The sequence below is a fragment of the Saccharothrix sp. genome, from assembly GCF_031180885.1.
In the GTDB taxonomy this organism is placed as follows: domain Bacteria; phylum Actinomycetota; class Actinomycetes; order Mycobacteriales; family Pseudonocardiaceae; genus Actinosynnema.
Genome location: NZ_JAPSLK010000044.1, coordinates 1 through 25,004 on the forward strand (window position 1 = coordinate 1; position 25,004 = coordinate 25,004).

Sequence of the window (25,004 nt, forward strand, 5' to 3'; positions counted from 1 at the left end):
GCGGGTTGACCGTGCGGTCGGTGCTGAACCTGGCGCTGCTGCTGGTGCTGGCCGCGAGCCTGGTGCAGTCGGGCTGGTGGTCGGTGTACGCGGTGGTGGTGCTCGCGGTCGCGCTGACCGTGCAGGTCCTCGCCGCGCGCCGAACCAAGCGAGCGGCCTCCAGGTGACCACCCGCGTCGACGGCATCGGCCGGCCAGACCTTGGGCTTTCCGGTGTCACCGCTCACGGCCGACGGTCGCGAGCGGTGACACCGGACACGTCGGTTCGCGGTGATCATGCGCGGCTGCGCAGGCAGGGCGGCGCGTAGATCAGGACCGTTGACCCTGGTGTACGTAGAACCCCTGGATGAGGCTGGTGATGATCTGGCGCGAGCGCGGGCTGACCCCGTCCAGTGTCGGGAACACCGACAGCGCCGCGTGCACGGCGGGCGGCGGGTAGTCGCGGGCTTGACCGGGTCCGAGCGCGAGCGCCGTGGCCGTACGCACCCGAATCAACTTCGCGTATTCGCGTGGTGATCCCGTGTTGACGATGAGGTCGGCGAGATGGCCGTCGAGGTCACCGGCCCGCACGAGGCCGACGATCCAGTCGGCGACGGCATCGCCGAAGGCGGCGCACTGATCGGTGGTCCACTCTGCGACGAGCCGGAACAGGTAGTCCTCGCCGACATCGGGGTCGGCGGTGTTGCGGTCGTCCACTGCGCGCTCCTGGTGCGAAGGGATGGCGTGGCGAAGTGGCACACGCCGTTCCCCCGCCTGCGCGGGGAGCGAGTTCGCCGCCACGGTAGCACCGGGGCACCCGTCGCCCTCTAGGCCGGCCCTGTCGTGCCGCTGCTGGTGTGAGCCGGACGGCGCGACTGCGGCTTCGCCCGCGTGAGGTCTTCCGACCGGGTTGCGTGAGCATTCCTCACGGGTAAGAATCTCCTCGAACTGGTGTTCGACCAGTTGGACTAGCAGGTGCCGACTTCCCCTCGGCGGTGTCGTGGGGAGAGGTGTGCGCGTGGGCTTCGACAGCCGTCCGGAGCTGCCGTGGGGTGACCTGGAGCGGGCGCTGTCGGGGCGGGTCGACGCGGCCGGGCACCGGTCGGCGGGTCCGCGCGGCCGGGACGGCTACGTGCGGGCACCGGACCTGGCCGAGCGTCGGGTGACCCGTGAGAGCCACGGCGACGTGGTCCGGGTGCCGTACGCCGAGCTGCACGTGCACTCCAACTTCAGCTTCCTGGACGGCGCCAGCCACCCCGAGGAGCTGGTGGAGGAAGCCGCGCGGCTGGGGTTGGACGCGGTCGCGCTGACCGACCACGACGGGATGTACGGGGTGGTGCGGTTCGCTGAAGCGGCCCGGGACCTCGGGGTGCACACGATCTACGGCTCGGAGCTGAGCCTGGGCGGCGCTGCGCGGACCGGTGTGCCGGACCCCGACGGCGAGCACCTGCTGGTGCTGGCACGCGGACCCGAGGGCTACCGACGGTTGTGCTCGGTGATCTCCGACGCGCACCTGCGCGGGCCGGAGAAGGGCCGCCCGGTCTATGACCCGGACCAGGTGGTGGACGAACTGGTCGGGCACGTGCTGGTGCTGACCGGCTGCCGGAAGGGCCCGGTGCGCCGCGCGCTAGAGGCCTACGGGCCGGCCGCGGCGGGCGACCGGCTGCGGGAGTTGGTGGACCGGTACGGCCGTGACCACGTGGCGGTGGAGTTGGTCGACCACGCCCTGCCCGGCGACTCGGTGCGCAACGACATGCTGGCGGGGTTGGCAGCCGAGGCGGGGGTGCCGGTGGTCGCGACCAACCAGGTGCACTACGCGCACGTGCGCGCCGGGCGGGTGGCGGCGGCGATGGCGTCGGTGCGGTCGCGGCTGCCGCTGGAGGCGATGGCGGGCTGGCTGCCGCCGCACGGGCAGGCTGGGCTGCGCAGCGGCGAGCGCATGGCCACGCGGTTCGCCCGCTACCCCGGCGCCGTCGGGCAGGCGGCGGTGCTGGGCATGGAGTGTGCGTTCGACCTACGGGTGGTGGCGCCGCGCCTGCCGCCGTACCCGGTGCCCGAGGGGCACACCGAGTCGACGTGGCTGCGGGAACTCACCCTGGCAGGGGCGCGGGAGCGGTACGGGCCGCCGGAGGACGACCCGCGCGCGTACGCGCAGCTGGAGCACGAGCTGGACATCATCGACCGGCTGGACTTCCCGGGGTACTTCCTGGTGGTGCACGACATCGTGGAGTTCTGCCGCAACAACGACATCCTGTGCCAGGGCCGCGGTTCGGCGGCGAACTCGGCGGTGTGTTTCGCACTCGGGGTGACCAATGTGGACCCGGTGCGCTGGGACCTGTTGTTCGAGCGGTTCTTGTCGGTGGAGCGGGACGGGCCGCCGGACATCGACATCGACATCGAGTCCGATCGGCGCGAGCAGGCCATCCAGCACGTGTACGGCAAGTACGGCCGCCGCCACGCCGCCCAGGTCGCCAACGTCATCACCTACCGCGCCCGCTCGGCGATCCGGGACGCCGCGCACGCCCTCGGCCACCCGCCCGGCACCCAGGACGCCTGGAGCAAGAGCGTGGACTCGTGGAGCGTCGTCCGCGACACCGCCACCGACCGCGCCGTGGTCGGCGGCGCGCCGCCGATCCCGGCCGACGTCCTGCGCCTGGCCGCCGAGCTGGAGGGCTTCCCTCGGCACCTGGGCATCCACTCGGGCGGCATGGTGATCTGCGACCGGCCGGTGGCCGAGGTGGTCCCGGTCGAACGCGCCCGGATGCCGGGCCGGACGGTGTTGCAGTGGGACAAGGACGACTGCGCCACCGCTGGCCTGGTCAAGTTCGACCTGCTCGGCCTGGGGATGCTCTCCGCGGTCCGCTACGCCCGCGACCTGATTGCCACCCACCACGGCGTCCAGGTCGACCTGGCCCACTTGGACCTGGCCGACCCGGCGGTCTACGACATGTTGTGCGCCGCCGACACGGTCGGCGTCTTCCAGGTGGAGTCGCGCGCACAGATGTCCACGCTGCCCCGCCTGAAGCCCCGCACCTTCTGGGACATCGCGGTCGAGGTCGCGCTGATCCGGCCCGGCCCGATCCAGGGCGGCTCCGTGCACCCCTACATCCGCCGCCGCCAGGGCGAGCTGTGGCACCACGACCATCCCCTCCTGGCCGGCGCGCTCGACCGCACGCTGGGAGTCCCGCTGTTCCAGGAACAGGTCATGCGAATCGCCATCGACGTAGCGGGATTCTCGGCGGGCGAGGCCGACGAGCTGCGGCGCGCGATGGGCTCCAAACGTGCGCAGTCCAAAATGGATCGCCTGCGCGACCGGTTCTTCGCCGGCGCGGCGAGAAACGGCGTGACCGGCGACCTGGCGGACAAGATCTTCCTCCAGGTGCAGGCCTTCAGCGGCTACGGCTTCCCCATGAGCCACTCGCTGGCGTTCGCGCACCTGGTGTTCGTCAGCGCCTGGCTCAAGCTCTACTACCCGGCCGCGTTGTGCGCGGCCCTGCTGCGCGCCCAGCCGATGGGCTTCTACACCCCGCAGTCCCTGGTCGCCGACGCCCGCCGCCACGGCGTCCGCGTCCTGCGCGCCGACGTCAACACCGCCCTGGCCCACGCCACCCTCACCCCGCACCCCGACAGCCAGGGCGGACAGGCCGTGCGGCTGGGCCTGGCCGCGATCCGCGACCTCGGCGAGGACGCAGCCCAGCGCATCGTCACCGCCCGCGACGCCGACGGCCCCTACCGCGACCTGGCGGAACTGGCCCGCCGCGCCGACCTGGACACCACCCAGCTGGAGGCACTGGCCAGCGCGGGTGCGCTGGACGGCGTCACCCGCGACCGCCGCGCCGGGCTCTGGCAGGCCGGAGCCGCCGCCCGCGAACACAAGCCCGGTGTCCTGGCGGGCACCGGCGGCGCGGTCGACGCCCCGCCGCTGCCCGGCATGGGCACGTGGGAACTGGTCGCAGCGGACATGCGCTGGACCGGTGTCACCCCGGACGCGCACCCGGTCGAGCTGCTGCGCGCCCACCTCGCCGGGCAGGGCGCGGTCCCGATCGCCGACCTGCCCGCCATCCCACACGGCACCCGCGTGCTGGTCGGCGGCGCGGTCACCCACCGCCAACAGCCGCCCACCGCCGGGGGCGTGGTGTTCCTGTCGCTTGAGGACGAGACCGGGATGCTCAACGTCGTAGTCAGCCCCGGCCTGTGGAAGGCCGCCCGCGTCTACGCCCGCGACGCCCGTGCCCTGCTGGTTCGTGGCATCGTCGACACCGCCGGCGGCGCGGTCAACGTCACCGCCGACCAGCTTCGCCCGATGAACGTGTCGGAGGCCATCGTGGGGAGAACGCGAAGCTTCCGGTAGCGCCGGAGCTGCACCACCGCGAAGATGTAGGGTCGCAAAACCTGCTGCCAGATCTCATCTGAGTCTGTCTGCCACCATGCTGCCACTTGGCAGCGGGAGTGACACTGCGCTGCTCGGGTAGGACTCCAGCCGGGAGGGGTGGACGCCCAGGGCCCGGGCCATCGCACCGGGTTCCAGACCGCGCCTGGCCATCTCGTCGATGAGAAATTGCGCGAGCGGCGACGGCGAGTGGGAGGATTCGGTTTTCACGGGGTTATCCGTTTCCGGTGGTGTGCTTGTGATGCCGTGCTCGACGCAGCTGGTGCAGCGTCGTGGCCAGGTCGATCAGTCTGTGCCCCTCGGCCGGCGGGATCCGGTAGCACCGAACCAAGCGGCTCACGTCGCGCAGGTTTGGCAGCAGCTTGCCGCCCTCGATCTTGGAGATCGTGGGCTGGGAGAGACCCGTGACCTGGGCGGCCTGCTGTTGGGTGCTGAGCCTGCACGCCAACCGCGCACCGCGAAAGGCGTTGCCCAGTTGCTGGAGCAGCGCAGTCTCGTGTTCCGACGCAGGCTCTACGTGCCGAGTCCGCGAGGTGAGTCCCAGAAGCCCTCGCTTGTCCAGGATGCGGTGAACGATGCCGTAGGTCAGCTTCAGATCTGCAGCGATCTCACGTATCGACTGGCGGTCGCAGACGTAGAGCAGCACGACCTTCCGCACAATGGTGATGCTCTGCCTCGTGCCGTGGGCCCGTTGTGGTGGTTGGGTGGCCGTGTCGGCCGCCGGTGCGGTGGCGTGATCGACGCCGACGCCGGCGACCGGCGGTGGGACCGGGGAGGGTGCTGCTGTCGGTGGGTGGGGGCTGACCATCATGGGAACGGTCTCCGTGATGAGCGCCGTGGTGTCGTCCCAGGACGTTGGCGGCCTGAGGTGTGTCACGCGACGGCGAGGCAAATTCGGTACCTCCGGCACTTCCTCGCCCGCGGCACGACGCGCCGACTCGGGGAGAACGGGGGCAATCGCCGCTCGACCGAGCCAAGCGGCCAGCGGCTGCCTACCGGACTCCGCAACGACCGGGGTTGGTTACCTACAAAGTGCGGATACAGCCAGCCCGCTGACCAGGTGTATTACCCCGTTGAAGCAACGGTGTCCCTACGGCCCCGCCTGGTACGGAACCGGACGGGGCCGTTGCTTGCAAGGGGCCTACTTGGTGCACACGGGACACGGGAAGGTGTGTGTCCCAATCGTTCCGTTGTCCTTGATGTAGGTCTCCACTACGACACCGCTATCGCCGCAGTTGAGGCGCCCGGCCATCTAGCGCGCGCTGAGTGACAGCGGCTTGGCCGCGCGAGCGGTGACCCCTACCTGCATCCACACCGGCCGAGGACCGCGCCCACCCGGCCCGGGGATTCGCCAGCACGCACCCTTGTGGCCCGGGTTGCTGACGCACTGCGGGCAGTACGTGGACGCGAAAGGCGTTGCGGTGTGGTTGATGGACGCGACGCGCGCCCCCGCTGGCTTGCTCATGATCCTTCTACCTCCTGAGGTGACATGGGCGGCGGCCCCGCCAGCACCCGGCACACCGTCGCGCGGTCCGGACGTCGTCGGCTGCTTGCGGGAACCGGACGGGTCCTGTGTGGACGGTCGGACACGGCGGGGGGCATCGCGATCTCCTTGTGCACGAAGAGGGGCTGGGCCAACGCGGTCGGGCAGCTGGCCGGGGTCCTGGGTGCGGTGGGTCGGGTCAGGCCTCGGGTTGCGGAGGTCCATCCGGGTCTGGGGCGTCGCGGCCCTCCAGGCGTCGCTGTAGCTGCGCGGCGAGGTCGTGGTGACCGGCCATGTCGTAGCGGTCGGCCGCCGCGCGGTGTTCGGCCTTCGCCCGGTCGGTGTAGCCCAGCAGCGCGAAAGCGTCGCCCCGGCAGTGCTGGATCGCGGCGAGGTAGTAGTGGTCGGTGGCCGGGTCGACCAGGTCGTCGGCGACGCGCAGCGCCTCTACGGCCATGTCGGGCTTGCCGGTGACGTTGAGCGCGCGGCCCCGCAGCAGGTGCGCGCGCAGCGTCTCCCGACGTCGGCGCGGGTCGCGGGACAGGGCGGTGAGCGCGTTGTCGGCGGCGCGGAGCGCTTCGGCTCCGTCGACGAACCCAGGGGCGAGGTGGGTGTCGGCGATCTCCATCCACCGCAAGCCGATCGCGGTGTGGGGGGCAGTCCTGGTGCCGTCGGGCGCGGTCACCAGGCGCTGCTTGTCGATCTCCAGGGCGGCGTAGAAGTCGGCCAGCGCGTCGTCGAAGTGCTCCTGCGCGCGGTAGGCCCGTCCGCGGGTGGTCAATGCGGTGGCCCGGGACCAGTCATGGCGGTGCCGGTCGGCGACCTCCAGCGCCCGCGCCACGACGGCGAGGGCCTGCTCGGGTCGCCCCAGCGCGGTGAGCGCCCACGCGGACCTGGAATGCGCGGCGCTGGCGGCGATGTGGTCGAGCCGTTCTGCCGCCACGGCGGCTAGCTGCTGTACGGCGAGTTGGTCCTCGAAGCGGCGGGTGACGCGCAGCCAGGGCCAGCAGGCGGGCCCGAACTGCGCTGCCTCGACCTCCATGCCCAGCTCCCACGCCCAGCGTAGTACGGCGAGCACCGTGTCGCCCTCAAGGCCGAACCACGCCATCGCGTCGGTCTCGCCGTCGAACCGCGGCAGTCGTGTCAGCTCGTCGCCGAACGGCCGGTACTTGCCGGGTCCCAAGGCCTCGGCGGCCGCGGTGGCGTGCAGCAGCACGTGCCGCACCACCCGTTCCGCAGCCTGCTGGTCGACGTCGTCGTGCGGGGGTCGTGCATCGGAGGGCGCCACCGGGGCTCGGCGGAACCGGGGTGCCGGTGACCCCGGCAAACCCTGGCCGGCGGGGATGTCGTCGACCGGGATGAGCAGTCCCGCGTCGACGTGGGCGGCGAGTGCGGCGTGAGCTTCGGTGAGCGCGTCGGTGCCGCCGAGCAGCGCCGCCGTCACCCCCACACTCAACTCCTTGCCCGGGACCAGGTCATGCCGGTCGGCAAGCCACTGTGCGGCGGCGGTCGGGAAATCGGTCACGAGGTGTTCCTTCGGCTTGGGGCCGGACCGGTGGACAGAGCCACCGCTGTCCGGCGGGATGGGCGGAAGTCGACCGACGAGCCGTGCCCGCCGGTGGGTGGGCGCATCGGTCGCCGTTGCGTCCTGGCGTCCAGGGCGGCCCGCCGATGCCGTCGTGCTCGGCCGCGGACGACGGGAACCCGGGCGGGCGGTCGGTCGGCCGGCGCGCCGTGCAGCAACGCGGTGCCCACCGGGTCCGACTCGACCGGGCGAGGTGGCCGGGGCGGCGGCGTGACGCCGGACTCGCGGGGGTCGACGGCGGTGAGAAGACCGTCACGGTGGGACACGTGCTGCTCCTGTGCACATCGCGGCACGTGCAGGTAGGCGCTGAGTGCTCGGCTGTGCGGCGTGTTGGCGTGCTGGCGTTAGGGCGCTCGCCGTGCCGCCTAGGGGTGGCGGCACGGCGAGCCGGGGGATGCCGTGTCACCGGGGCGTACCCCGATGCCGTCGTGCTCGGGGCGGACACGCGAACCGGGCGGGGGCTCCGGCGTGTGTCCTTGGCGGCTTCGGGTGTTGCGGAGGTCGCGGCTGGGCGGGGCCGACGTTACGGGTGGGTCAGACGGCGAACTGGGGCAGGCGGTCGCGAAGCTTCACCGGCTCGGTGGTGGTGATCCGGATCGTCGGGTGGCCGATCGGTCCGCCCATGGCGTCGGTCAGCGGAAGGTCGGTGCGCAGCTTGCTGTCCTTGCTGGTCACCGCACGGACCCACGGTTCGAAGTACGCCACGCCCTGCTGAGCGTCAGGAGTGATGCCGCAGGCTTCCGCGCCGCCGCGGCTGACCGCCGCCACGAGCACCGAGCCGTTGGAGGTCCGGCCCCAGCCCACCATCCGCACGGGCGTACCCGGTCGCGGCTCGGTGGTGGCGAGCTGCGCGGGACGCTGCGACGTCGGCAGTGTCACGGGCTGGGCCAGCCGCACCAACGCGAAGTCGGCAGCCGACTTCTCCTCGACCGGTTTCGGTCCGCCGGGGATCCACTCCCACCACGGGTTGACCACGATCGCCGACACGGCCAGTGCCGGCACCTGCGTGCGGTCGACCGATCCGACACGCAACTGGAACTGCCGCTGCTGCACCGGCGGGGCGTAGAGTTCGCGCGGCCACAAGCCGGACTCGGCGGCCATCAGGGGAAGGTTGGTCACGCAGTGTGCGGCGGTTACCGCCCACTCGGCCCGGGTCGGTTCACCGGTCCGGGCCGGCTCGGTCTGGATGAGTGTGCTGGTGCAGGTTTGCCAGTCGTCCCGGTTGAACTCGGGCGAGTCGTACTCGACTGCGGCGAGGCCGGGGTAGTACTGCGAGGCCGGGGTTCCGCCGACCACACTGGTACCGACGTCGCCCGAGGGCGGCACGTTGGTCTGGGCGATGGCCGCTGGGACACAGCCGAACAAGAGCGCGGAAGCGGCGAGCAAGGCGGTCAACGCCCGCTGTACGAGTCTGGACAAGGGACTCCTCATCATCCGTATTGATCTGGGGAAAGCCGGGCAAGCCCGGGAAGATCGCTGGTGTCGACGTTGGCAGTCGACGCGGTCTGAACAGGGCGCACCGCAGCGCTAGGACGCGAACCTGTCGCGCGCGCGGCGTCGTGTACGCGGCCCGCGTTTGCTTCGCGAGGACGTCGTCAGGCCGCTGAGTTCGGTACCGAGTTCGAGGCGAAGGGACGGACGTCTCTGCACGCCACAGGCACGAGCGCCAGTACTTGCACGCGGCGGCACCGACGTACTGCGTGGCCGTGCGCACATGTCCAGAAGACGCCTTTCAGCCATCACTTGTCGCAGACGTGACCGGACAAACGGTCCGCCGGAGAGGTCTGGTGTCGATCCTCGTCGGTGAGCCGGGGTGCCGAGCGTGGGAGGCACCGAGCGTGGCCTGCATCGCGATCCGATCCTCGAAGCCGTTGTCCGGTCTGTCACAACAGTCGATAGCCAATCGCGATCATGGCGTTGACACCACGGCATCGTTCCCGGCAATTACCCGGCAATTACCCGGCATCCCGGCATTCGACCCGGCATCGCAGGTGAGTACGGATGGGTGCGGCTGCCGCTCGCCTGGGATGCAGACTTAGAACTCGTACCAGTGATGGGTGTCGCGGGCGCGGGTGCCGTCGAGGCGCTGGCGCAGTGCGGTGGCGTGGCGCGGTGAGTGTGCGGCGTGGCGCAGTGGACCGCTGAGTTGGACGAAGTCACGCATCTCCATCAACAGATCGAACGCCGGGGAGCTGGAGAGGTCGTAGCCGTAGCGGTCCGCGAATCGGGTCGCCCATGTCGGGCTGTTCCGGTAGCGGCGGGCGGCGTGCCAGGAGGGCACAAGGTCGACTTCGCGTGGGCCGAACGCTATCGAGTCCCAGTCGCCCAGTAGCACGGTGTGCCGCGCCGGGTCCACCATCAGGTTGCCCGCCCAGGCGTCACCGTGGATGAGTCCGAAGCCCAGCGGCATGTCCATGCGTTCCAGTTCGGCGCGCAGGGCGGGGATGCGGGTAAGCAACCACGAGCGATCGCTGGGCGACAGCACCGCATTCGAGCCGGAGTCGGAGACCATTTGCTCCAACGAGAGCAACGGGCGCCAGGTGGGCAGCTTCACCGGTGGTTCGGGCAGGCTGTGCAGGCGGCGGACGAGTTCACCGAGCGCGGCCGAGTCGAGCGGGGGCCCTTCGCTGGAGACGGGCTGGTGGTAGTAGCGCCAGAAGGTGATCGTCCGACCGCGGATGTGCGTGGCGGCCAGACCGTCGAGGGGGCGTGGTGCTGGGAAGTCCTGCTCGATCAGCCATCGGACGACCGCCAGCATCCTGTTGGCGTCGTTCGTGTGGTCGCCAACGCCGACACGGGCGACCGCGTGCTCGGCGGGCATCACGACCACGGTCGTGGCGTAGTCGTGGATGACGCCGGCGTCTCTGGCGTCCAAGCCGAGGTCGGCACACGCCGCACGGATGGCAGAGAGGGCCGAGTATCCCTCATGTGAGGGTTGTTCACCTTGTTTGGGTGGCTGTTCGGCGGCTGGGTCCGGCAGGGAGGACGGCTCGCAGGTCACGCAGGAATTGTTCCCCCCGGTAAACCGCGGGACCCTCCCAGCCCGGCAATCTGCTCCCGAAGCTCCCGCGTGGTGCGGCCTCGGATCTCGCGGGCGCCCAGTTGCCGGGCGAACCTCTGCAACGCGGGCATCAAGGGTGCGATCTGATCGGCGTCACGCAGGTCCAGCACCGGCCGTGCGGCCGCTTCCGCCGCGTCGAGTTGCCCCTTGGCGGCTTCGGCGGTGGCCTTGTCCAGCCGGGCGATGGCCAAGTCACCCAGCGAGCGTTCCGTCTCCGGTCCCTGTTCATAGGCGGTGATGGCCAGGTCCGCGGCGCGGCGGGCTTCATCGAACTGGGACGTCATTACGCTGACCCCCGCGCTCAAGGCCATGTGCTTGGCGCGGGGGAAGGTGAGCACCCCTCCCACCGCGTCGAGGTCACCGGTTCCCTCATCCACCAGTTCCCGTGCCCGCAGTGCGTCGCGTTGGGCGTCCATCACCACGTGATGGCTGCCCTCTTTGGCTGCGAACCGGCTTCGGTAGAGGTGCAGACGGACCAGGCCCGTGCTGCGGGAGGATCCCAGCAGGGCAAGCGCTCGATCGATCAGATCCAGCGGCGAGTCGTCGACAGGGGAGCGCTTGGTCAGAGTGTCGGTGATCAGCGCCCGGGTGCCCAGGGCCCACGCGGTCAGCTCGTGGTGGTCAATGGCCTCAGCCAGCCCTTCCGCCGTTCGGGCGAGCACCAGGCCCTCGTCGGAGTTGCCCACGACGTGGCAACCGTGCGCCAGCACCACGCTGGTCATGCCGCTCAACACGTACAGCGGCCGGGTCTGCCGTGGATGCGTGCCTGCCAGCAGGATCTTTCGCAGCTGCTTCCACAGGGTCAGCAGCGGAGGCAGCCACACCTCCGGCGGCCGGTGCACGAACTCGGTGGACAACCGCGTCAGCTGACGCGAGCAGAGGTCCAACGTCGTGTCGGAGACGACTCTGCCACCCAGCAACTCGGCCAACTCCTGGGCTCCAGATACCGCGTTCTCCACATCGGCGCTGGGTGGCCAGTCGGCAGGTCCGGGAATTGGGCTGCCCGACGTCGCATCTGGGGTAGTGAACCTCGCCTGCCCGGCGATGATCGAATCCAATTCCTGGCTCGTCATCGTGGGAGCGAGCTTTGACCGGACGGCGTCAAGCAGTCGCCGTGCGTTTGCCCGATCAGGACGGGTTCGATTGCGACCCCATCGACTCACGGTGTCGACGCTCGCCCCGAGCAACTCGGCTACCTCGGCCTGCGTCCCGAGACGCGACAGCAGCTCGCCGAGCGGCGACGCCAGCTCCCCACGAGAAGCCTTCGCAGCCACGGAGCCTCCCACCCGATCCGTTGGAGCGCACCACGGTACCTAGAACGTGACGTCGTCCGGTCCGGTACAAGGCACCGCCACCCGAACGGGGGTGTCGGATCCACCATACGGCCGTCGATGCCGGGTTCAGCCGACATCTCCGCGCCGGGTGCCGGCCCAAATGCCGGGTCATTGCCGGGGCGGATGCCCTGGTACGCAAAAGGGCGGACAGGTTGGCTCACACCAGCGGCGTCCGGCGCCGCGACACCCGAAGGGCAGGCTGCGATTACCCCGACGCCGCAGCACCTTGGGATACACGGCGCCGGACACCGCGTCCATCAGTCCGCTCGCCAGGCGCGCTATCAGGGAGGTGTGGTGGCTGGCATCGCCGTTGGCGGCTGCTTTGTCGGCACGCGTACCGCGACCGCACCACCACCAGCTGTCCAGTGGCTTGCGTCGGCGGTCGAACCCTTCTGGCTGTCCCACGCCTAACCAGGCTGGCTGTGGATCGGAAGTCGAGCCGTTGTGGATTCCCCCGTGCTGCACGTCCGGACGCACTCCGTGTGGGCCTCCGCTTTGCTGCGAGACCACAGTGATCGGGTGTTGATCATTGCCCGTCAGTGGGACGACGACCTTCTGTGGTGCCTACCCGGAGGGTTGTTGCCAGTCGGGGCGTCGCCGAGACCGGGGCTGCGAACGGTGCTGTGGGAGCTGCTCTCCATCGAAGTGGTCGCCACTGCGGTGCTTGTCGTGGTCTTCGAGCGGCCGGTATTGCCGGGTACGCGGGTGCACCGCGAGCCGGGGCTGCATCTGGTGTTCGACTGCGACCCGGTCGAGGCCGAGACGATCGAATTGCTCCTGCGGCCGCAGTACCGCAGTGAGGTGCAGGACTGGATGTGGGCCGACCGCCGTCAGCTCACCAGCCTGCTGCACCCCACCCACTCTGCGCGTGTCCGGCAGGCATTGGATGCGGGTAAGCGACTCCCGCTGCTGGAACAGCCCCATCCGCGAAGGTTGGTGGCCCCGGCGGGGCGAGACCGGCCCGACGCAGGAGGACGTTTCCGCGTCGGGCGCCACGCTTCTGCCCGACCTGCCCGCGCCATCCGCGCCCGTGCAAACCCTTGTCCCGCCCAGCAAGCTCGGCGACGAGCCCACCGGTCCCGCTGCCGCGCCTGCGCAGGTGCATGTGGACTGCGAGGAGGACCGCACTACTGTGTTCGGCCGTCTGCCCGCCGACGTCGCATCACCGGCTGACATCCCGTCAACCGCTACCGGCGCATCGGTTCACGACCTGTTCCACCCCGAGTTGGAGGCCACGGCGGCGCACCCGACGCTGCCTGCCGTCTTCGGACAGGCAGTGGGGAGCGACCAGCGCTCTGCGACCTACGACGAACCCACCGAGGAGTTATCAGTCGTCAACCAGCTCACGGGCACCAACAACCCTTTGCTGGCCGACCCCGACGAGGTCGATCCCGAGGAGGTTCAGAGGTACCTGGCCCGTGTACTCGATTCCCTCAGAGGCATGTAGTCGGACCCCTTCCCACCGCTCGCCCACCTGCGCTCCTTCGGAGAGGACAGCGCCACATGACCGCCAACGCCGACGAACTTGCACCCTCGCCTGTCGTGCAACCTGAGCGCCGCAGAACCGGGCGCATCGCACTGCTGACCGGGGTGCTACTGCTCCCGGTAGCCTTCCTGCTCGATTCTGCGCCGCTCGGTGTCGTCGCTGGCCTGGACCTTGTCGTGGTCTGCGGCTTTTGCCTGGTGCGCGCTGTGTGCGCCATGCCGGGCGCATTCGGTGCCCGACGCAGGCAGCGCGCCGTCGAGGCGATCAGCGCGCAGCTACCCAGCCTGGTTGAACCCGCCCCTCTTCCCCCGAGGCGGGTCGTTCTCCACAGCTCCCGTGGTACCGCCTCGCCCCTCCGATGCAGGGCAGTACCACGGGACCGGAACGCCTCCACACCACGGCAATCCCGCCGCGGCCGTAGCCGCCGACGCGGCGACCGGACCCCGGAGACCCGAGCTGGCTACCACACCACTTCGCTCCGACGTTCGCACACAATCCCACCCGAGCCTTGAGCCTCCGGCGGCAGGAAGCGATCCGGCCCTGACGCAGCTCCCCCTTGAGTGGGGCGCCTCGTCCGCTAAGCCTCCTGAGCGCCGGTCCTCGGTGTCCCGCGTCGCCCGGCCAGCGGGCCTCCGCTCGACCACGGCGGACACCACGCCGCACGCCCTCCCGCGGTGCTGATCCGTCGAATTTGCCACCCACTGTCCCGCGATCAGTCCTCGGGCGGGAACACCGCTTGCAGGACGTCGAGACGGAATCGGGAACAGGTCCTCGTGGTGGCAGGGCGGCGACGCGGGACACCACCTCACAGAAGCCATCGCGCCGAAACCGGATGGGAGTCGACCCTCTGTGAATCCGGCTATCCCGCATCACGACACCCTGCCCCGTTCCGGCGCCCCGACCCCGTCCTCCGGCGTTGCTCGGGCGCACCGGGTCCTTGCCGATGCGCACCGGCCCTCGTGGACGGAGCGGAGGCCTTGAGCGCCGCCTTCCGCTACTACCCGCACAACGGCGAGCGGCACGCGATCCCCAAGCGAGCCGTTGGCGGACAGGTCACCACCACGTTGTGTGAAGTGGAACTGACCGTTGACGCCGACAGGAAACTGGGTACCGAGAGGACCTGCGCCCGCTGCGAATCGGCGTGGCGCTCCATTCTCGGTATCCCCCAGCAGTCACAGCGGCAGGCACTGCTGGACGCGCCAGCCTATTCACCTGAGATGCCGGCGGACGCATCGGCAGGCGGGCGGCGATGACCGGTCACCTCGGACATTCGACCCGGTCAGGCCGGGTGCTCCTGGGTGCCGCCCCGCGTTCGGAATCCGAGACCACCACGACCAAAGGCACTCATGGAGCACCACGTCCCGCCAGGCCAGGACCGGGCGGCATCCTCGACTCCCGGTCGGCCCTGCCGAAACGAACCTGCCGAGCACCTCGGCACGAACTCGGCGTCGACTGGACGGGGTACTGGCGCAACGGGGCCCAACGCTCTGAACACCCTGGTCGACGGCTCAGCCGAGGCCGCACTCACTGGCGAGTCGCACAGCGTCGCGAGGTTGGTGGCCCCTGCTCCAACCCTGGATCACGCGGTACTGCCGGGCGAGACTCGGCCCCAGACGGCGAAGCCGTTCACCGGGGCATGGCGTCGGACTGTCCTGGGAGGTCTGCCTGGCGGCGCTCGCCGCGCTGGCGACTGCCCGCGAACCGGGCCGGCCGTTCCTGGCGTTGGTCTACCGCGTCACCGCGAACAAGGTGAATGGTGCCTACCGGACGGCGGCACGCGACCGGGCCGCCCGACGGCCCGCGCTGTCCGACAGCGGACACATCGGGCAGATATCGGAAGCCGAGCCGGGCGCACGCATGGTGCGGCTGATGGACACGCTGCCCGAGCAACAGCGGGAGATCCTGGTGCTGCGCGTCGTGTTGGGCATGTCCGCACAAGAAACCGGAGACGTGATCGGCCTACGTGCCGGTGCGGTGCGCGTCGCCCAGTCCCGCGCGTTGACGGCGCTGCGCGAAGCGCTCGCACGCAGCTGACCCGTCCGTCGATGACCGACGCACCGGTCACACCTGTCCGGAGACGTTCGTCATGGCCTCCGACCGCACAACCGCCTCGCCGGCACCCGACTTCCTAGCGAGCGCCACGTCCCAGTTCGAACCAGCCCCATTGGAGCCGACCACCATGACCACCGTCTTCCCGAGTCACGCCAGCGCCTCCCCAGCTTCCGCGTCCGCAGACAGGCCGCTGCTCGATCACCGCGATGCCGGTGTTCACCGAGGACCACGGTTACACGCGGTGGCACCGGCATCGACGCAAGCACGAGCGGGCGGCGTGCCTCCCCGCGCAGCTGCTCCTTCGTCGCTCGGCGACCTCCGCGGTGAACGCGAGACGACCGGTGTGACGGAATCCGCACCGGCCGGCGAGTGGACTGCCCACGTCATCGACACCGCGCCACTGGACACCAGCACGGTGGACACCGTGCCGGACCGGATAGTCGGTCACGTGCCGGTTGAGCACGACAGCCGCGCCGAAGAGGCCCTGGGCCCCTACAGCGAGGCGCTGCTGATCACCTGCGCCTTCGCCTTGCGCTGCAACCCACTGAGCCCGATGAACTCGGAGCAGGCGCAGAAGCTTCTGGAGATCACCCTGCCGCTGGGGCATGCCCGGGTGTTGCGGTGGCGCAGCGAGGTCGACCCGGGCCAGTGGCAGGTGCGCTGGCGTAGAGCCGTCGCGCTCACCCGGGAGTTCTACCCGAACCAGACCGGCGCGCAGCGGGTGCCTGACGAATTGGATGAGGCAACCGAGGCCGGGCTCCTGCCCGCCTACTGACGCCACACCTCGTGACCGCCGGGCGCGGCCAGCGGATCGAGCACGACGAGGTCACCGTGTCGATCGTGTGGGATCCCAGGGCGGCGGACCGGTGTCGCGATGCGCTGGTGCGCTACCCCTGCTGGTTCACCCTGTCTGCGATCGCGGCGCACCACGCGGTGCCACCGCACCTTCCCGTGGAGGACACGGCTGCCGGACGCGTGTAGCCACGACGGGCACTTCGAGTCCGCCGCGCAGGCAGTCGACTGGTTCCGCGATCACGGCCACCTGCCTGTTATCTGCGCTTGCCTTCGTCGAGCGGGAGTTGGTGGCCAGTGCTTCAGTAGACGTTGAAGGCCCCCCACAAGGGGAGTGAGGTGGCGGGCCTCCAGCGGCGGGTGTCTAGAGCGTCCGAACGTGCGCCTGCCAGTACTCGATCGACGGACAGGCGTAGCCGCACTCGCACCCGTCGACGACCGACCAGGTCCGGTGACCCGGCACCGCGGCCACCAGGTCGCCGGCGCTGACCGGAGTGCCGATCACGGGATGCCCGCGCGTCGCCTTGCCCAGGTGGGGTCGCCCGTACGAGCACTGGCAGACGCTCGTCACCTCGTTGCCGGTCGCGTTGTAGCTCGTCATCAAGTGCATCGCGCCCTCTTGGGCATCCTTGTGGTCGCTCATCTGCCTCTCCGGTTACCGCGCCGGCTTGCCGGTGCTCCTGGTCGCCTGCTTGCCGGGCTCCGGTGTCTTCGAGGGCTTGTTCACTCACCGTTCGTGGCGATCGTGACTACTGGGATTCGAATCCCGTGGATGGATCGGGCCGGGCCCCATGGTGAGAGCGATGTTGCTGAACGGTTCTCCCATGAGCACCGGACCAGTAACGGTGCCGCTGACGCTGTTGTGGACCCGAGGCGATCCGGCCGTGGCCGCCTGATCGGCGTTGCCCTGGCGCCTGCTCACAATCCACAGCGCCGGCGCGGCCAACCCGGAAAGGATCGTCACGCACCAGCTCACGCTTTCGACCAGATCCCGTGTCCCTGTGCTCCAGCCGGGCAGCCATACCGTGGCGGCTACGCCGCCGCCCGCCACCACCGCGACGACCAGTGCCAGCCGCCAAGCCACTCTCCACATTGGCGCATCCTTGCGCGACCCCCTCCCACCGCTTGCACCGCCGAACGGGTCACTGCGGACGTCCTGCCCGGGATTCACCCAACAAGGTGACCCGGCCTCGAACTGATCAGCCCATCGTTCTGCCTCGCGGGCGCGGCTGGCCGGTCGTGGCGGGACGAGGCGTCGCGGGACGATCCTGCACCACACTGTCACCGGGTGCGACACGGCCGATGATCGGGCGCGGAGCCGATGTCGGCCTGGCCGGTGCCGGCAGCACCTCGACAGCCGCGCGTGCGGCGGCGGCCTGGTGGACGCGTCCCCGGCGTTGTTGCCACGCGGCGATCTCGGCGATCAGACCCGCCAGTGCCAGCAGCAGAGCGGCTGCCGCGAACTTCTCCTTGCCCCGGCCGGCCAGGGTTCCCGCGAACACCAGACGACGGGACGCCATGCGCAACTCGCGGGCGACCGGGCCCAGCCGATCGGGTAGCACTCTGACCGGAGTGCGCGCCGCCCGGTCGTAGATCGCGGCCGCGTCGCTCAGCGGGCCGGCGTCACGTCCCTCCTGACCACGGGCCAGCGCAGCCAGGACTTCCCCGGCCGCGTGCGCGATGCCCTCGACCCCGTCCGCGTTCCGGGTACCGCCGGTCTCGGTCCCGCCGTCGTCGGCGGACACGGTGGTGCGGGCCGCCCGCACCACCGCCTCGGCTCGCCGGACGACGTCGGCCGCCGACTCCAACGCTTCGCGCCGTTCGGCAGGGGTCACCCGCAAGTCGACGGAACGCTCAGGTGCCTCCAGAGGTGGAACGCTCGCCCACCGCTGCTCCAGCCTGGGCCAGGTCAGGTCGGCGGCGAGCTTGCTGCCCGAGTACCGCACCCGCTCGCCGTCGGCGGTCAGGTCACCAGGCAGCGCCACGGTGTAGCCGCGCACCCGGCCGTCGGCGTAGTGCACCGTCCGGGGGTCCAGCCCTTGGGCCTTGAGCGCGGCCAGGAACCCCTCGCCGTCCGTCGCGCCAGCGGCGGCCTGGGCAACCAGGCGGTGGAGCTCCTCCCGTGCGGTGACCGGACGCCCGAGGCGCTCAGCCTTCGCCTTCTCCGCTCGGCTGGGCGTCGGCACCGCGGTGCGGTCGACCCCAGCGGTGCGCACCAGGCCGAACTCCTCCTCCAGCCGCCGACACTCCTCGCGCAGTTTGTAGAAGTCATTGTGCGGGGAGACCAGCTTGCCGGTGGTCTCCGAGACCAGCGTGGCCATCAGGTGGATGTGGTCGTCGGCGTGCCGTACCGCGATCCAGCGGCACCCAGCCTGGTGGATTCCGGTGGACTTCATCAGCCGCTCGGCGATGTGCTCCCACTGCTCGTCGGTCAACGTCGGATCGTCTGGGTGCAGCCGGACGGGGGTGTGCCACACGTAGCCCGGTCGCAGCACGACGGCATTCTTGCCTACGTCGTACCGGTAGGCACTCAGCCACGTCGGAGCGTCGGGCGGCACGTCGCCATCGCGGACCCGCCGGGCCCATTCCGGGCTGATCGACGGCGGGGTGTTCAACGGCAGGCCGGCCAGCTCGGCGAGGTCCTGCATCGTCCCGGTCAACGGTCCAAGGTCGAAGTCGAACTCGCCCGGTTCCACGAGGCGGCCGTCCATGACGATGGGGGCAGGCTTGTCCGGATGGTGCAGCCACGGCGCGCCGTCCCATGCCGCCACCACTCGCGGGTTCTCGTGCTCCTCGTACTTGCCCGGCCCGAACAGGTACCGGATCAGCCCGGCCGGCTTCCAGCCGCGCACCACTTTGGCGATCACGTCAGCTCCGAGCGGATCCGCACCAGAAGTTCGTCGGAGGAACCCACCACACGTCGCACTAGCTCCAGCACTCGCCTGGCAGCCACAGGGTTTTCGACCTCGCCGGTGGAGTTGGCGACCTTGGCCAGCTGGTTGAGGTTGCCCCCGATGTTGGCCAACACTCGCCGCTGCTCCTGCACCGCGGCGGTCAACCCGGCGACGAGGTCGCGGTCGAGTCCGGTCCCACTGTTGTGCCGAGCGGCCTCGGCGAAGGCAAGGCGGGCGATCCAGGCGCCGGGGCGCATGCCCTCGGTCGCGGCCGCCACCACGATCGCGGACCACTCCAGATCGGTGAACAACACAGCGGTGCGGGCTCGTCGTCGGTTAGTGCCCACGGGCACCGGCTCGCGATTGCCCAGACGCACCGCGTCGCCCTTCTCGGCCCCGCGACGTCGGTCGACCACAGCTGCCCCCGTTCCGCTCCGGCCCGCCGGCCAGAGGCGTGCGTTGGGGGGCTGCCCGCCGAGGGCAATCATGCCAGGTCGCGCAGCGACGTGGCGGCGAACTATTAGTTCGCCTATATCTTGCTCTCCCTGGATCGAGGGGACAGCGGATTTCCCGTGTCTGCGAAGCTCGCTTTCACAGGCGCTGTAGAAGGACGCGACCGACCTTATCGGTACGGATCCGCGGGGTGGCCGTGCGCCGCGTGGACACCGCCCGGCGGTGGTGCTCCCGGTTGTGGCGGACATGCCGCACGGGCGGAAGGCGTGTCGGGTGCGTGCCGGTCGAGCCACTACAGAGGTGCTCAACACTGCCGGGTGAGTGGCCCTGGCGTGACCGCCGCGGCGACCGGGCGGTCGCTGGTGCGGCCATCGGCACGCGTCGAGCTGGTGAGTGCGACAACCCCCGCGGGCGAGGATTCGCGCGCGGGGGTTCGGTGGGGCGGTGTCGATTTCAGCGGCCGGCCATCCGCGCGGCGAAGCCGCCGTCCCGTCGGGGGCCGTAGCGCTCGGTGTAGATCTTCTCGATCAGAGCCAGGCGCTCGGGGGTCTCGAACGGGCCGGGGTGCTCGAACAGATGCGGGTAGAGCTGGTGGGCGACGAGCCTGCGGACGTAGGAGGGAGCGACCCAGTAGCGCACGCGGGCACGCCGGGCGGGCGCGCTGTCGATGTCGGCCATGGTCAGGCTCCGGGTCTTGCGGATCTCGCCGAAAGGATCGCCGGTGAGCTGGCGGACCAGGAACGGGAACATCCGGTTCGTCATTTCTTCGAAGATCGTGGCGACGTCGACGGACACAGTCTTCGGGGCGGGCGGCGTGATGTTGTCCATGGGCTTCTCCGCGCGGGGGTAGTTGTTGCGGTCCGACGAACCGGGCCGGGGCGATGCCCTCGGCCCGGTGGTCGCCTCACGTCTGGTCGGATTCGTTCGCCGCGCACGCGCGCACGGCGCGTGCGAAGGCGGACATGTCGTGAACCCGGCGGCGTGCGTCGTGGTGCCGGTTCCATACGGTGTCGAGCAGGTAGGCCGTGGTCCCTGCGGCCTCCAGCGCCTCGTAGTGGTCGGTGCGGTCGTCGACCATCACGTCGGTGGGGACCACGGTCTTGTCGCGGCTGAGGGTCAGCGTGGTGAAAGGCACGGCGTGCTCGGCCAACCACTCGCGGGTTGCTTGCTCGGCTGCTCCGGGTGAACCCCATTCGGCGCGGTCGGTGATGAGGTGCACGCGGTGTCCGTCTTCCATGAGCTGTTGGACCGCCTCTACCGAACCCGGCACGGGGGTGCCTGTGCGGAAGACGATCCCGCTGTCCACGCCACGGTGGCAGACCGCGCTGAACTGCTCGTCGGTCAATCCCCAGTCGCGGTAGAAGTGCCAGCGCGTCGGCTCGGGCATTCGCCGCCCGGTGCCTTCGACGCCGATGAGGTACGCGCGGACCGCCGCGGGGAAGTCGTACAGCGGGCCGTCCACGTCGACGCCGACGTCGAGACGGCGCGGCGTGCGACCGTCGAACACTTCGGGCGGCAGGGTGATGGTCGTGTCGGCCCTGCGTGGGCCGACGACGTGGCGGTCCGGGATCGTCGGCGTGTGGTGTCGGTGTGCTCCGGGTGCGTTGGCGGTCCCGGCACCGGTGGTGTCGCGCACGGTGCTGCTCCTGCGGGTCGGTGACTCGGTCGTGTCCGAAGTGGGGTTGTCAGTCCGTCCGAACAAGATCAACTTTACTGTTTTCGCGGCTCACCCGTGCTACGCGATGCGCGCTCTGCGGCGCGCGGAGGGCGTCGTACAGCTTGTTCCGGAGTGGCCGGTGGGCCGCTCGACTTCATCGGCGTCCGCCGTGTTCATCCGACTTGCGGACCCGGAACCCAGTGCGCCGGGACGCTCGGCGATATCCCGCGCGGGGCGGGAAATCGCCGAGCGTCCGGCCGGATCGTGGTGACCGACCGCTCAGGCGTCCACCCCGTCGTCCTGGCGGTGTGCGTCGAACAGGTTGAAGACGACATCGCCCATCGACTCGGGAATGCTGGAATCCGGAATCGCCGTGCGGAGGCGCACCACGTCGGCCACCGACAGGTGTCGACCTCCCCACCTCTGGGCCTGTTCGAGCGTGACCACCGCGATGACTCGGGCGGCCGTCTCAACCGCACGGTCCTCGCCCTCGTCGTCGTTCTCGTCGGGCAGCGGCAGCACGCAAATCGCCCGCCCGTGGTGGTTGCCCTCGTCGGGCAGAAGCCTGCGAAGCTCGGGCGGCAGGTGGTCCGGGTACTCGAACACGCGGACGAGGAGGTGCCGGACGGTCTCGTCGTCGATGTCCTGCGGGTTTCGGCGCGGGTCGAGCACCTGGTCCTCGCCTGCGAGGAAGACGCGGTCGAGCACCGGCTCGCCGCCCTTGCCGAAGTAGGCATCGAGGTGCAGCAGCAAGGCCGACGCGGCGGGGTAGACCCTGCGCACTGCTCGGCTCAGGGCGTGCACGCAGGTGTCCACGTAGGCCGCGACGGCGTCGGCCGCCGCCTGCCCGGTCATCTCGACCGCGTCGTGGAGGTCGTCGTTCATCGTGGAGTCGTCTCCCGGTCGGGGTGGTTCTGTCGGTTTCCGGGTCGGGTCGTCACTCCGCCCGGGAAGTCGGGTTCGTTGTGCGGGACAACCAGAGGGCGTCCCGATGTGGCCGGCGGGCGGCTCCCGCGACACCGGTTGGCCATGTCGCGGGGCGGCTGGGGAGCGCGGTGGACGGCTTAAATGGTCGGGATCGCGGGTACCGCCGACGTCACTTCGCGCACGGCTTCCGGCACGGGCTGGTCACCGACCAGGTAGCGCGCATCGGCTTCCAACACACGCAGTGTGGCCTGCTCCGCGCTCCTGGCACGCACGACAACTTCGTGGTGCTCGTGCCGGCCGGGCAGCAGCGCCACCCGGTAGTTCGCGCCCTGGGTGTGGCGGGCCAGGTACGCGGTCATCTCCTGCAACGCCTGGACGCGGGCGGATTCCCCGCCCCTGGTGCTGTCGGCCTGGAGGTGGTTGACCACCGCGTCGAGCCGGACGACGGCACCGAGTACGGGTCCACCTGTCGTCGCCGCGTGCCGCTCGTGACTCGCCGCGTCGCACAGCAGTCGGGCCGCGTGGCGCCACGACGACGGTCGCTGCCATCCCACCGTGTCCTGCTCCGGCTCCACCTTGACGGCGATCCGCAGGAGCGCCCCGGCGGACTGGTGGGCGTGGAGCTGGTCCGCGGCTGCGGTCCTCTCCGCGTGCTCGGCCTCGTCCTGGTCCCACTCGTAGGAATCGGCGACGTCGGTCCGGCTCCAGTTCACCAACCCGCTGTCGGACACCGGGGCGTAGCACTGCTCGCCGCGCACCAGCCACAGCACGCATTGCGCGCGGCGCAGTAGGGCCAGTGGCGTGCCGGGTTCAGGGAGGATCTCGGTCGACGCATACCAGTCGTGGCACCCCTCGCGGTGGCACGGCCCCCGGTCACGCGCCCGGCTATCGGGCGTGGAGCACTCGGCGCAGAAGGAGGTACCGGGTGTGCCGGGCTGTGCCATCGGGTAGGGAGCGACCAGCCACGTCTGTTGCCGATCGGTCAGCGGTCGTCCGACCTGGACGTGCGACTCGTCCTGCCCGGCGGGGGCGCTCGCGTCCCACCACACGACGCCGTCGGTCATGGCGCGCCGGTGCGGGGCAGGATGACGGACACCGGGGCGGTCGGGGAGGGCAGCTTGTCCTCGGCGCACAGGGTGTCCACCAGCGCACGGATCTGGTTTTCGTCGGGGTACTCGTCGAACGACCCGTCCTCGGTGAGCAGGCGGCCGTCGGCGACGCGCACGACTTCGTAGGACCTGCCGTCGATGCCGTTCCACCGCAGTTCGGTCACGCGGTACTGCTCGCCGTCCACGGTCACGGTGGCCAGGTCGCGTTCGCCGGTGACCACGCTGCCGGGTCTGGTGCTGTTGCCCATCTGGGGCCTTTCTGGCTCGGGGTGTCGTGCGGCCGGCGCCGCTTCGGGTGCGCCGGCCGCACGACACGGTGATTCAGCGGAGTGATAGCTGTGTGGCGTCCCCTGAGACTTCGAACCGGCCCGCGGACCTGTCGTAGCGCACGGTTTCGCTCCTAAGTAGTGATCTCGGGGAGCCGTGCGGCTGGCCTCGTTCTCGATGCGCCGGCCGCACGGATTGGAAGTCAGTGGTTGGCAAGCGGAGTGGTGTCGGCGTCCTCGGAGGCGTCGGACCGGCACGCGACCTCGCCGTCCGAGAGGGGCACCTCGTCGTCGATCAGCACGTGTAGGCCGGGGTCTTCGGGCATCGGGACGTCCGCCCACGGGTCGTCCACCCACGGCTCGGCGACCACCTCGTCCGGTTTGTTCGCGTGCCGGTACCTCGCCTGCGCGGTGAGCAGGCCGATGGTGACGACGTGCCGTCCGGCGTTGCGAAAGTCCAGACACCAAGCCAGATCGACGGGGCGATAGGTCAGCGCGTCGGTCAGCCACCGCACGACGTCCGCCGCCACCCTGGGCCAACGGGGGTCGACGCTGAACGGAACGGTGTCGGTGGCCCCGTCCAACCCGACCAGTTCGACCGGCTTCTCGTCGTCCTCCTTGCGGTCGCTGAGGTCCACGCGAACCGCCCAGGCGTCGGGGTGGAAACGCAGGATCGCGCGCGCGGCGGCTCCAATGCAGGCGCGCACGTGCTCGGTGACGGCGTGGTCGGCGCGAGCACGGGCGGCGGTGATCCGCTCATACTCCGGTCCGCGATCGGTGCCGTCGTCGAACGCTTCGATCACGCCGACCAATGCCGCCCTGAGGTCATCCCGGTTGACGGCGACCTGCGTCGGCGAGGTGAGGTAGTCCAGCATTGCGGCAGCGGCACTGGGCCGCTCGCCGCCTGCGAGGATCGCCAACGCGTCCGCGTAGTGCAGGCGCAACTGTCCGGCTTGCTCGTCGGAGAGCTGCATCCAGTGCAGGTCAAGGGGGTAGTAGCCGTCTGCGTCCGGTCCGATGAGCTGAGGGTAGGGGTAGTCGCTGTAGGGGTGGTCGTCCCACACCTCCAGCACGTCCCCACGCCACTCGAAGTGGTGGCAGCCCAGTTCCGCCGCTTCGAGGAGCACCCCGATCCATGCGACGACCGATCGACGGAATCGCGCGGAGTTGGTGTCGTCGAGTGGGTGACTGTCGGCGGAGTGGCGGGGGATGCCGGGGAATGCCGCGTTGCTTCCGGGGAGGGTCATCAAGACCTCACCCGACGGGAACGGCGTCGCCTGTTCGGACAGGCGCAGCGTGACGCGGCGGGCGTCGGCCTGCCCGGTCCCCAACCGGGTCACCGGGTCGGATTGTGGGCGCGCACCGGGGTTGTTCGTTTCCCCGACGCTCATGTCATGGCGCACGGTTTTCGCTCCTGGATAGTGATTCGGTCGTCGTCGGAATCTGGGCGTCACCCCTGAACCGACAAGATCAACTATATCGTCGTCGCACTTCAGACAGGTTGCTGGAAAGTGCACGCCGCGCTGCGTGCGAAGAC

General features: G+C 70.2%; 22 protein-coding genes. 6 read left to right on the forward strand and 16 right to left on the reverse strand.

Annotated features, from left to right (window positions below):
- Positions 1–308: 308 nt before the first annotated feature.
- Complete coding sequence (locus RIN75_RS32880) at positions 309–695, reverse strand: hypothetical protein (protein ID WP_309115962.1); 387 nt, start codon at positions 693–695, stop codon at positions 309–311.
- Between the two features lie 301 nt (positions 696–996).
- Here RIN75_RS32880 and RIN75_RS32885 point away from each other — a divergent pair, with 301 nt between their 5' ends.
- Positions 997–4,329: an error-prone DNA polymerase gene (locus RIN75_RS32885; protein ID WP_309115963.1), complete on the forward strand. Its 3,333-nt coding sequence runs from the start codon at positions 997–999 to the stop codon at positions 4,327–4,329.
- Between the two features lie 253 nt (positions 4,330–4,582).
- Here RIN75_RS32885 and RIN75_RS32890 read toward each other — a convergent pair whose 3' ends face one another.
- From RIN75_RS32890 to RIN75_RS32910, 5 genes are all read right to left on the reverse strand, one after another.
- Positions 4,583–5,014, reverse strand: coding sequence for a helix-turn-helix transcriptional regulator (locus RIN75_RS32890; RefSeq protein ID WP_309115964.1), 432 nt, complete (start codon positions 5,012–5,014; stop codon positions 4,583–4,585).
- Between the two features lie 1,036 nt (positions 5,015–6,050).
- On the reverse strand, positions 6,051–7,376 hold the full coding sequence (locus RIN75_RS32895; protein WP_309115965.1) for a tetratricopeptide repeat protein: 1,326 nt from the start codon (positions 7,374–7,376) through the stop codon (positions 6,051–6,053).
- Between the two features lie 594 nt (positions 7,377–7,970).
- Positions 7,971–8,855 (reverse strand): trypsin-like serine protease, encoded by an 885-nt coding sequence (locus RIN75_RS32900; protein WP_309115966.1) that lies wholly within the window; start codon positions 8,853–8,855, stop codon positions 7,971–7,973.
- A gap of 616 nt (positions 8,856–9,471) precedes the next feature.
- Positions 9,472–10,311 (reverse strand): aminoglycoside phosphotransferase family protein, encoded by an 840-nt coding sequence (locus RIN75_RS32905; RefSeq protein ID WP_309115967.1) that lies wholly within the window; start codon positions 10,309–10,311, stop codon positions 9,472–9,474.
- A 122-nt stretch (positions 10,312–10,433) separates the two neighbouring features.
- Entirely contained in the window at positions 10,434–11,771 is a 1,338-nt protein-coding gene (locus tag RIN75_RS32910; RefSeq protein ID WP_309115968.1) for a helix-turn-helix transcriptional regulator, read from the reverse strand.
- Positions 11,772–12,717: 946 nt separating this feature from the next.
- Here RIN75_RS32910 and RIN75_RS32915 point away from each other — a divergent pair.
- From RIN75_RS32915 to RIN75_RS32935, 5 genes are all read left to right on the forward strand, one after another.
- The gene (locus RIN75_RS32915) at positions 12,718–13,278 is read left to right on the forward strand and encodes a hypothetical protein (protein WP_309115969.1); all 561 of its coding nucleotides are present in this window, start codon (positions 12,718–12,720) and stop codon (positions 13,276–13,278) included.
- 1,016 nt (positions 13,279–14,294) lie between these two features.
- Entirely contained in the window at positions 14,295–14,570 is a 276-nt protein-coding gene (locus tag RIN75_RS32920) for a zinc finger protein (protein WP_309115970.1), read from the forward strand.
- 469 nt (positions 14,571–15,039) lie between these two features.
- The gene (locus RIN75_RS32925; RefSeq protein WP_309115971.1) at positions 15,040–15,351 is read left to right on the forward strand and encodes a sigma factor-like helix-turn-helix DNA-binding protein; all 312 of its coding nucleotides are present in this window, start codon (positions 15,040–15,042) and stop codon (positions 15,349–15,351) included.
- A gap of 259 nt (positions 15,352–15,610) precedes the next feature.
- Positions 15,611–16,144, forward strand: coding sequence for a hypothetical protein (locus RIN75_RS32930; protein ID WP_309115972.1), 534 nt, complete (start codon positions 15,611–15,613; stop codon positions 16,142–16,144).
- A gap of 11 nt (positions 16,145–16,155) precedes the next feature.
- On the forward strand, positions 16,156–16,350 hold the full coding sequence (locus RIN75_RS32935; RefSeq protein ID WP_309115973.1) for a hypothetical protein: 195 nt from the start codon (positions 16,156–16,158) through the stop codon (positions 16,348–16,350).
- A gap of 175 nt (positions 16,351–16,525) precedes the next feature.
- On the opposite strand, the gene RIN75_RS32940 is transcribed toward RIN75_RS32935, so the two are convergent.
- The 10 genes from RIN75_RS32940 to RIN75_RS32985 form a co-directional block, all read right to left on the reverse strand.
- Positions 16,526–16,804: a hypothetical protein gene (locus tag RIN75_RS32940; protein WP_309115974.1), complete on the reverse strand. Its 279-nt coding sequence runs from the start codon at positions 16,802–16,804 to the stop codon at positions 16,526–16,528.
- Between the two features lie 84 nt (positions 16,805–16,888).
- Positions 16,889–17,254 (reverse strand): hypothetical protein, encoded by a 366-nt coding sequence (locus RIN75_RS32945; RefSeq protein ID WP_309115975.1) that lies wholly within the window; start codon positions 17,252–17,254, stop codon positions 16,889–16,891.
- A 106-nt stretch (positions 17,255–17,360) separates the two neighbouring features.
- A complete protein-coding gene (locus tag RIN75_RS32950) occupies positions 17,361–19,028 on the reverse strand; it encodes a relaxase/mobilization nuclease domain-containing protein (protein ID WP_309115976.1) in 1,668 nt (555 codons plus the stop codon).
- The gene (gene mobC / locus RIN75_RS32955) at positions 19,025–19,471 is read right to left on the reverse strand and encodes a plasmid mobilization relaxosome protein MobC (protein WP_309115977.1); all 447 of its coding nucleotides are present in this window, start codon (positions 19,469–19,471) and stop codon (positions 19,025–19,027) included. Before mobC ends, RIN75_RS32950 begins: the two co-directional genes overlap by 4 nt.
- 490 nt (positions 19,472–19,961) lie before the next feature.
- Complete coding sequence (locus RIN75_RS32960; RefSeq protein ID WP_309115978.1) at positions 19,962–20,336, reverse strand: hypothetical protein; 375 nt, start codon at positions 20,334–20,336, stop codon at positions 19,962–19,964.
- Positions 20,337–20,412: 76 nt separating this feature from the next.
- Entirely contained in the window at positions 20,413–21,144 is a 732-nt protein-coding gene (locus tag RIN75_RS32965) for a hypothetical protein (RefSeq protein WP_309115979.1), read from the reverse strand.
- A gap of 300 nt (positions 21,145–21,444) precedes the next feature.
- A complete protein-coding gene (locus tag RIN75_RS32970; RefSeq protein WP_309115980.1) occupies positions 21,445–22,050 on the reverse strand; it encodes a hypothetical protein in 606 nt (201 codons plus the stop codon).
- Positions 22,051–22,229: 179 nt separating this feature from the next.
- The gene (locus tag RIN75_RS32975; RefSeq protein ID WP_309115981.1) at positions 22,230–23,156 is read right to left on the reverse strand and encodes a hypothetical protein; all 927 of its coding nucleotides are present in this window, start codon (positions 23,154–23,156) and stop codon (positions 22,230–22,232) included.
- Entirely contained in the window at positions 23,153–23,449 is a 297-nt protein-coding gene (locus RIN75_RS32980) for a hypothetical protein (RefSeq protein ID WP_309115982.1), read from the reverse strand. The genes RIN75_RS32975 and RIN75_RS32980 overlap by 4 nt, the downstream gene beginning before the upstream one ends.
- A gap of 221 nt (positions 23,450–23,670) precedes the next feature.
- Positions 23,671–24,984: a hypothetical protein gene (locus RIN75_RS32985; RefSeq protein ID WP_309115983.1), complete on the reverse strand. Its 1,314-nt coding sequence runs from the start codon at positions 24,982–24,984 to the stop codon at positions 23,671–23,673.
- Positions 24,985–25,004 lie beyond the last annotated feature (20 nt).

Coding starts and splice junctions, on each gene's coding strand:
- RIN75_RS32915 (WP_309115969.1), top strand. CDS start 12,718: ATGCGGGTAAGCGACTCCCGCTGCTGGAACAGCCCCATCCGCGAAGGT.
- RIN75_RS32940 (WP_309115974.1), bottom strand. CDS start 16,804: ATGAGCGACCACAAGGATGCCCAAGAGGGCGCGATGCACTTGATGACG.
- RIN75_RS32945 (WP_309115975.1), bottom strand. CDS start 17,254: ATGTGGAGAGTGGCTTGGCGGCTGGCACTGGTCGTCGCGGTGGTGGCG.
- RIN75_RS32960 (WP_309115978.1), bottom strand. CDS start 20,336: ATGGACAACATCACGCCGCCCGCCCCGAAGACTGTGTCCGTCGACGTC.
- RIN75_RS32970 (WP_309115980.1), bottom strand. CDS start 22,050: ATGAACGACGACCTCCACGACGCGGTCGAGATGACCGGGCAGGCGGCG.
- RIN75_RS32975 (WP_309115981.1), bottom strand. CDS start 23,156: ATGACCGACGGCGTCGTGTGGTGGGACGCGAGCGCCCCCGCCGGGCAG.
- RIN75_RS32980 (WP_309115982.1), bottom strand. CDS start 23,449: ATGGGCAACAGCACCAGACCCGGCAGCGTGGTCACCGGCGAACGCGAC.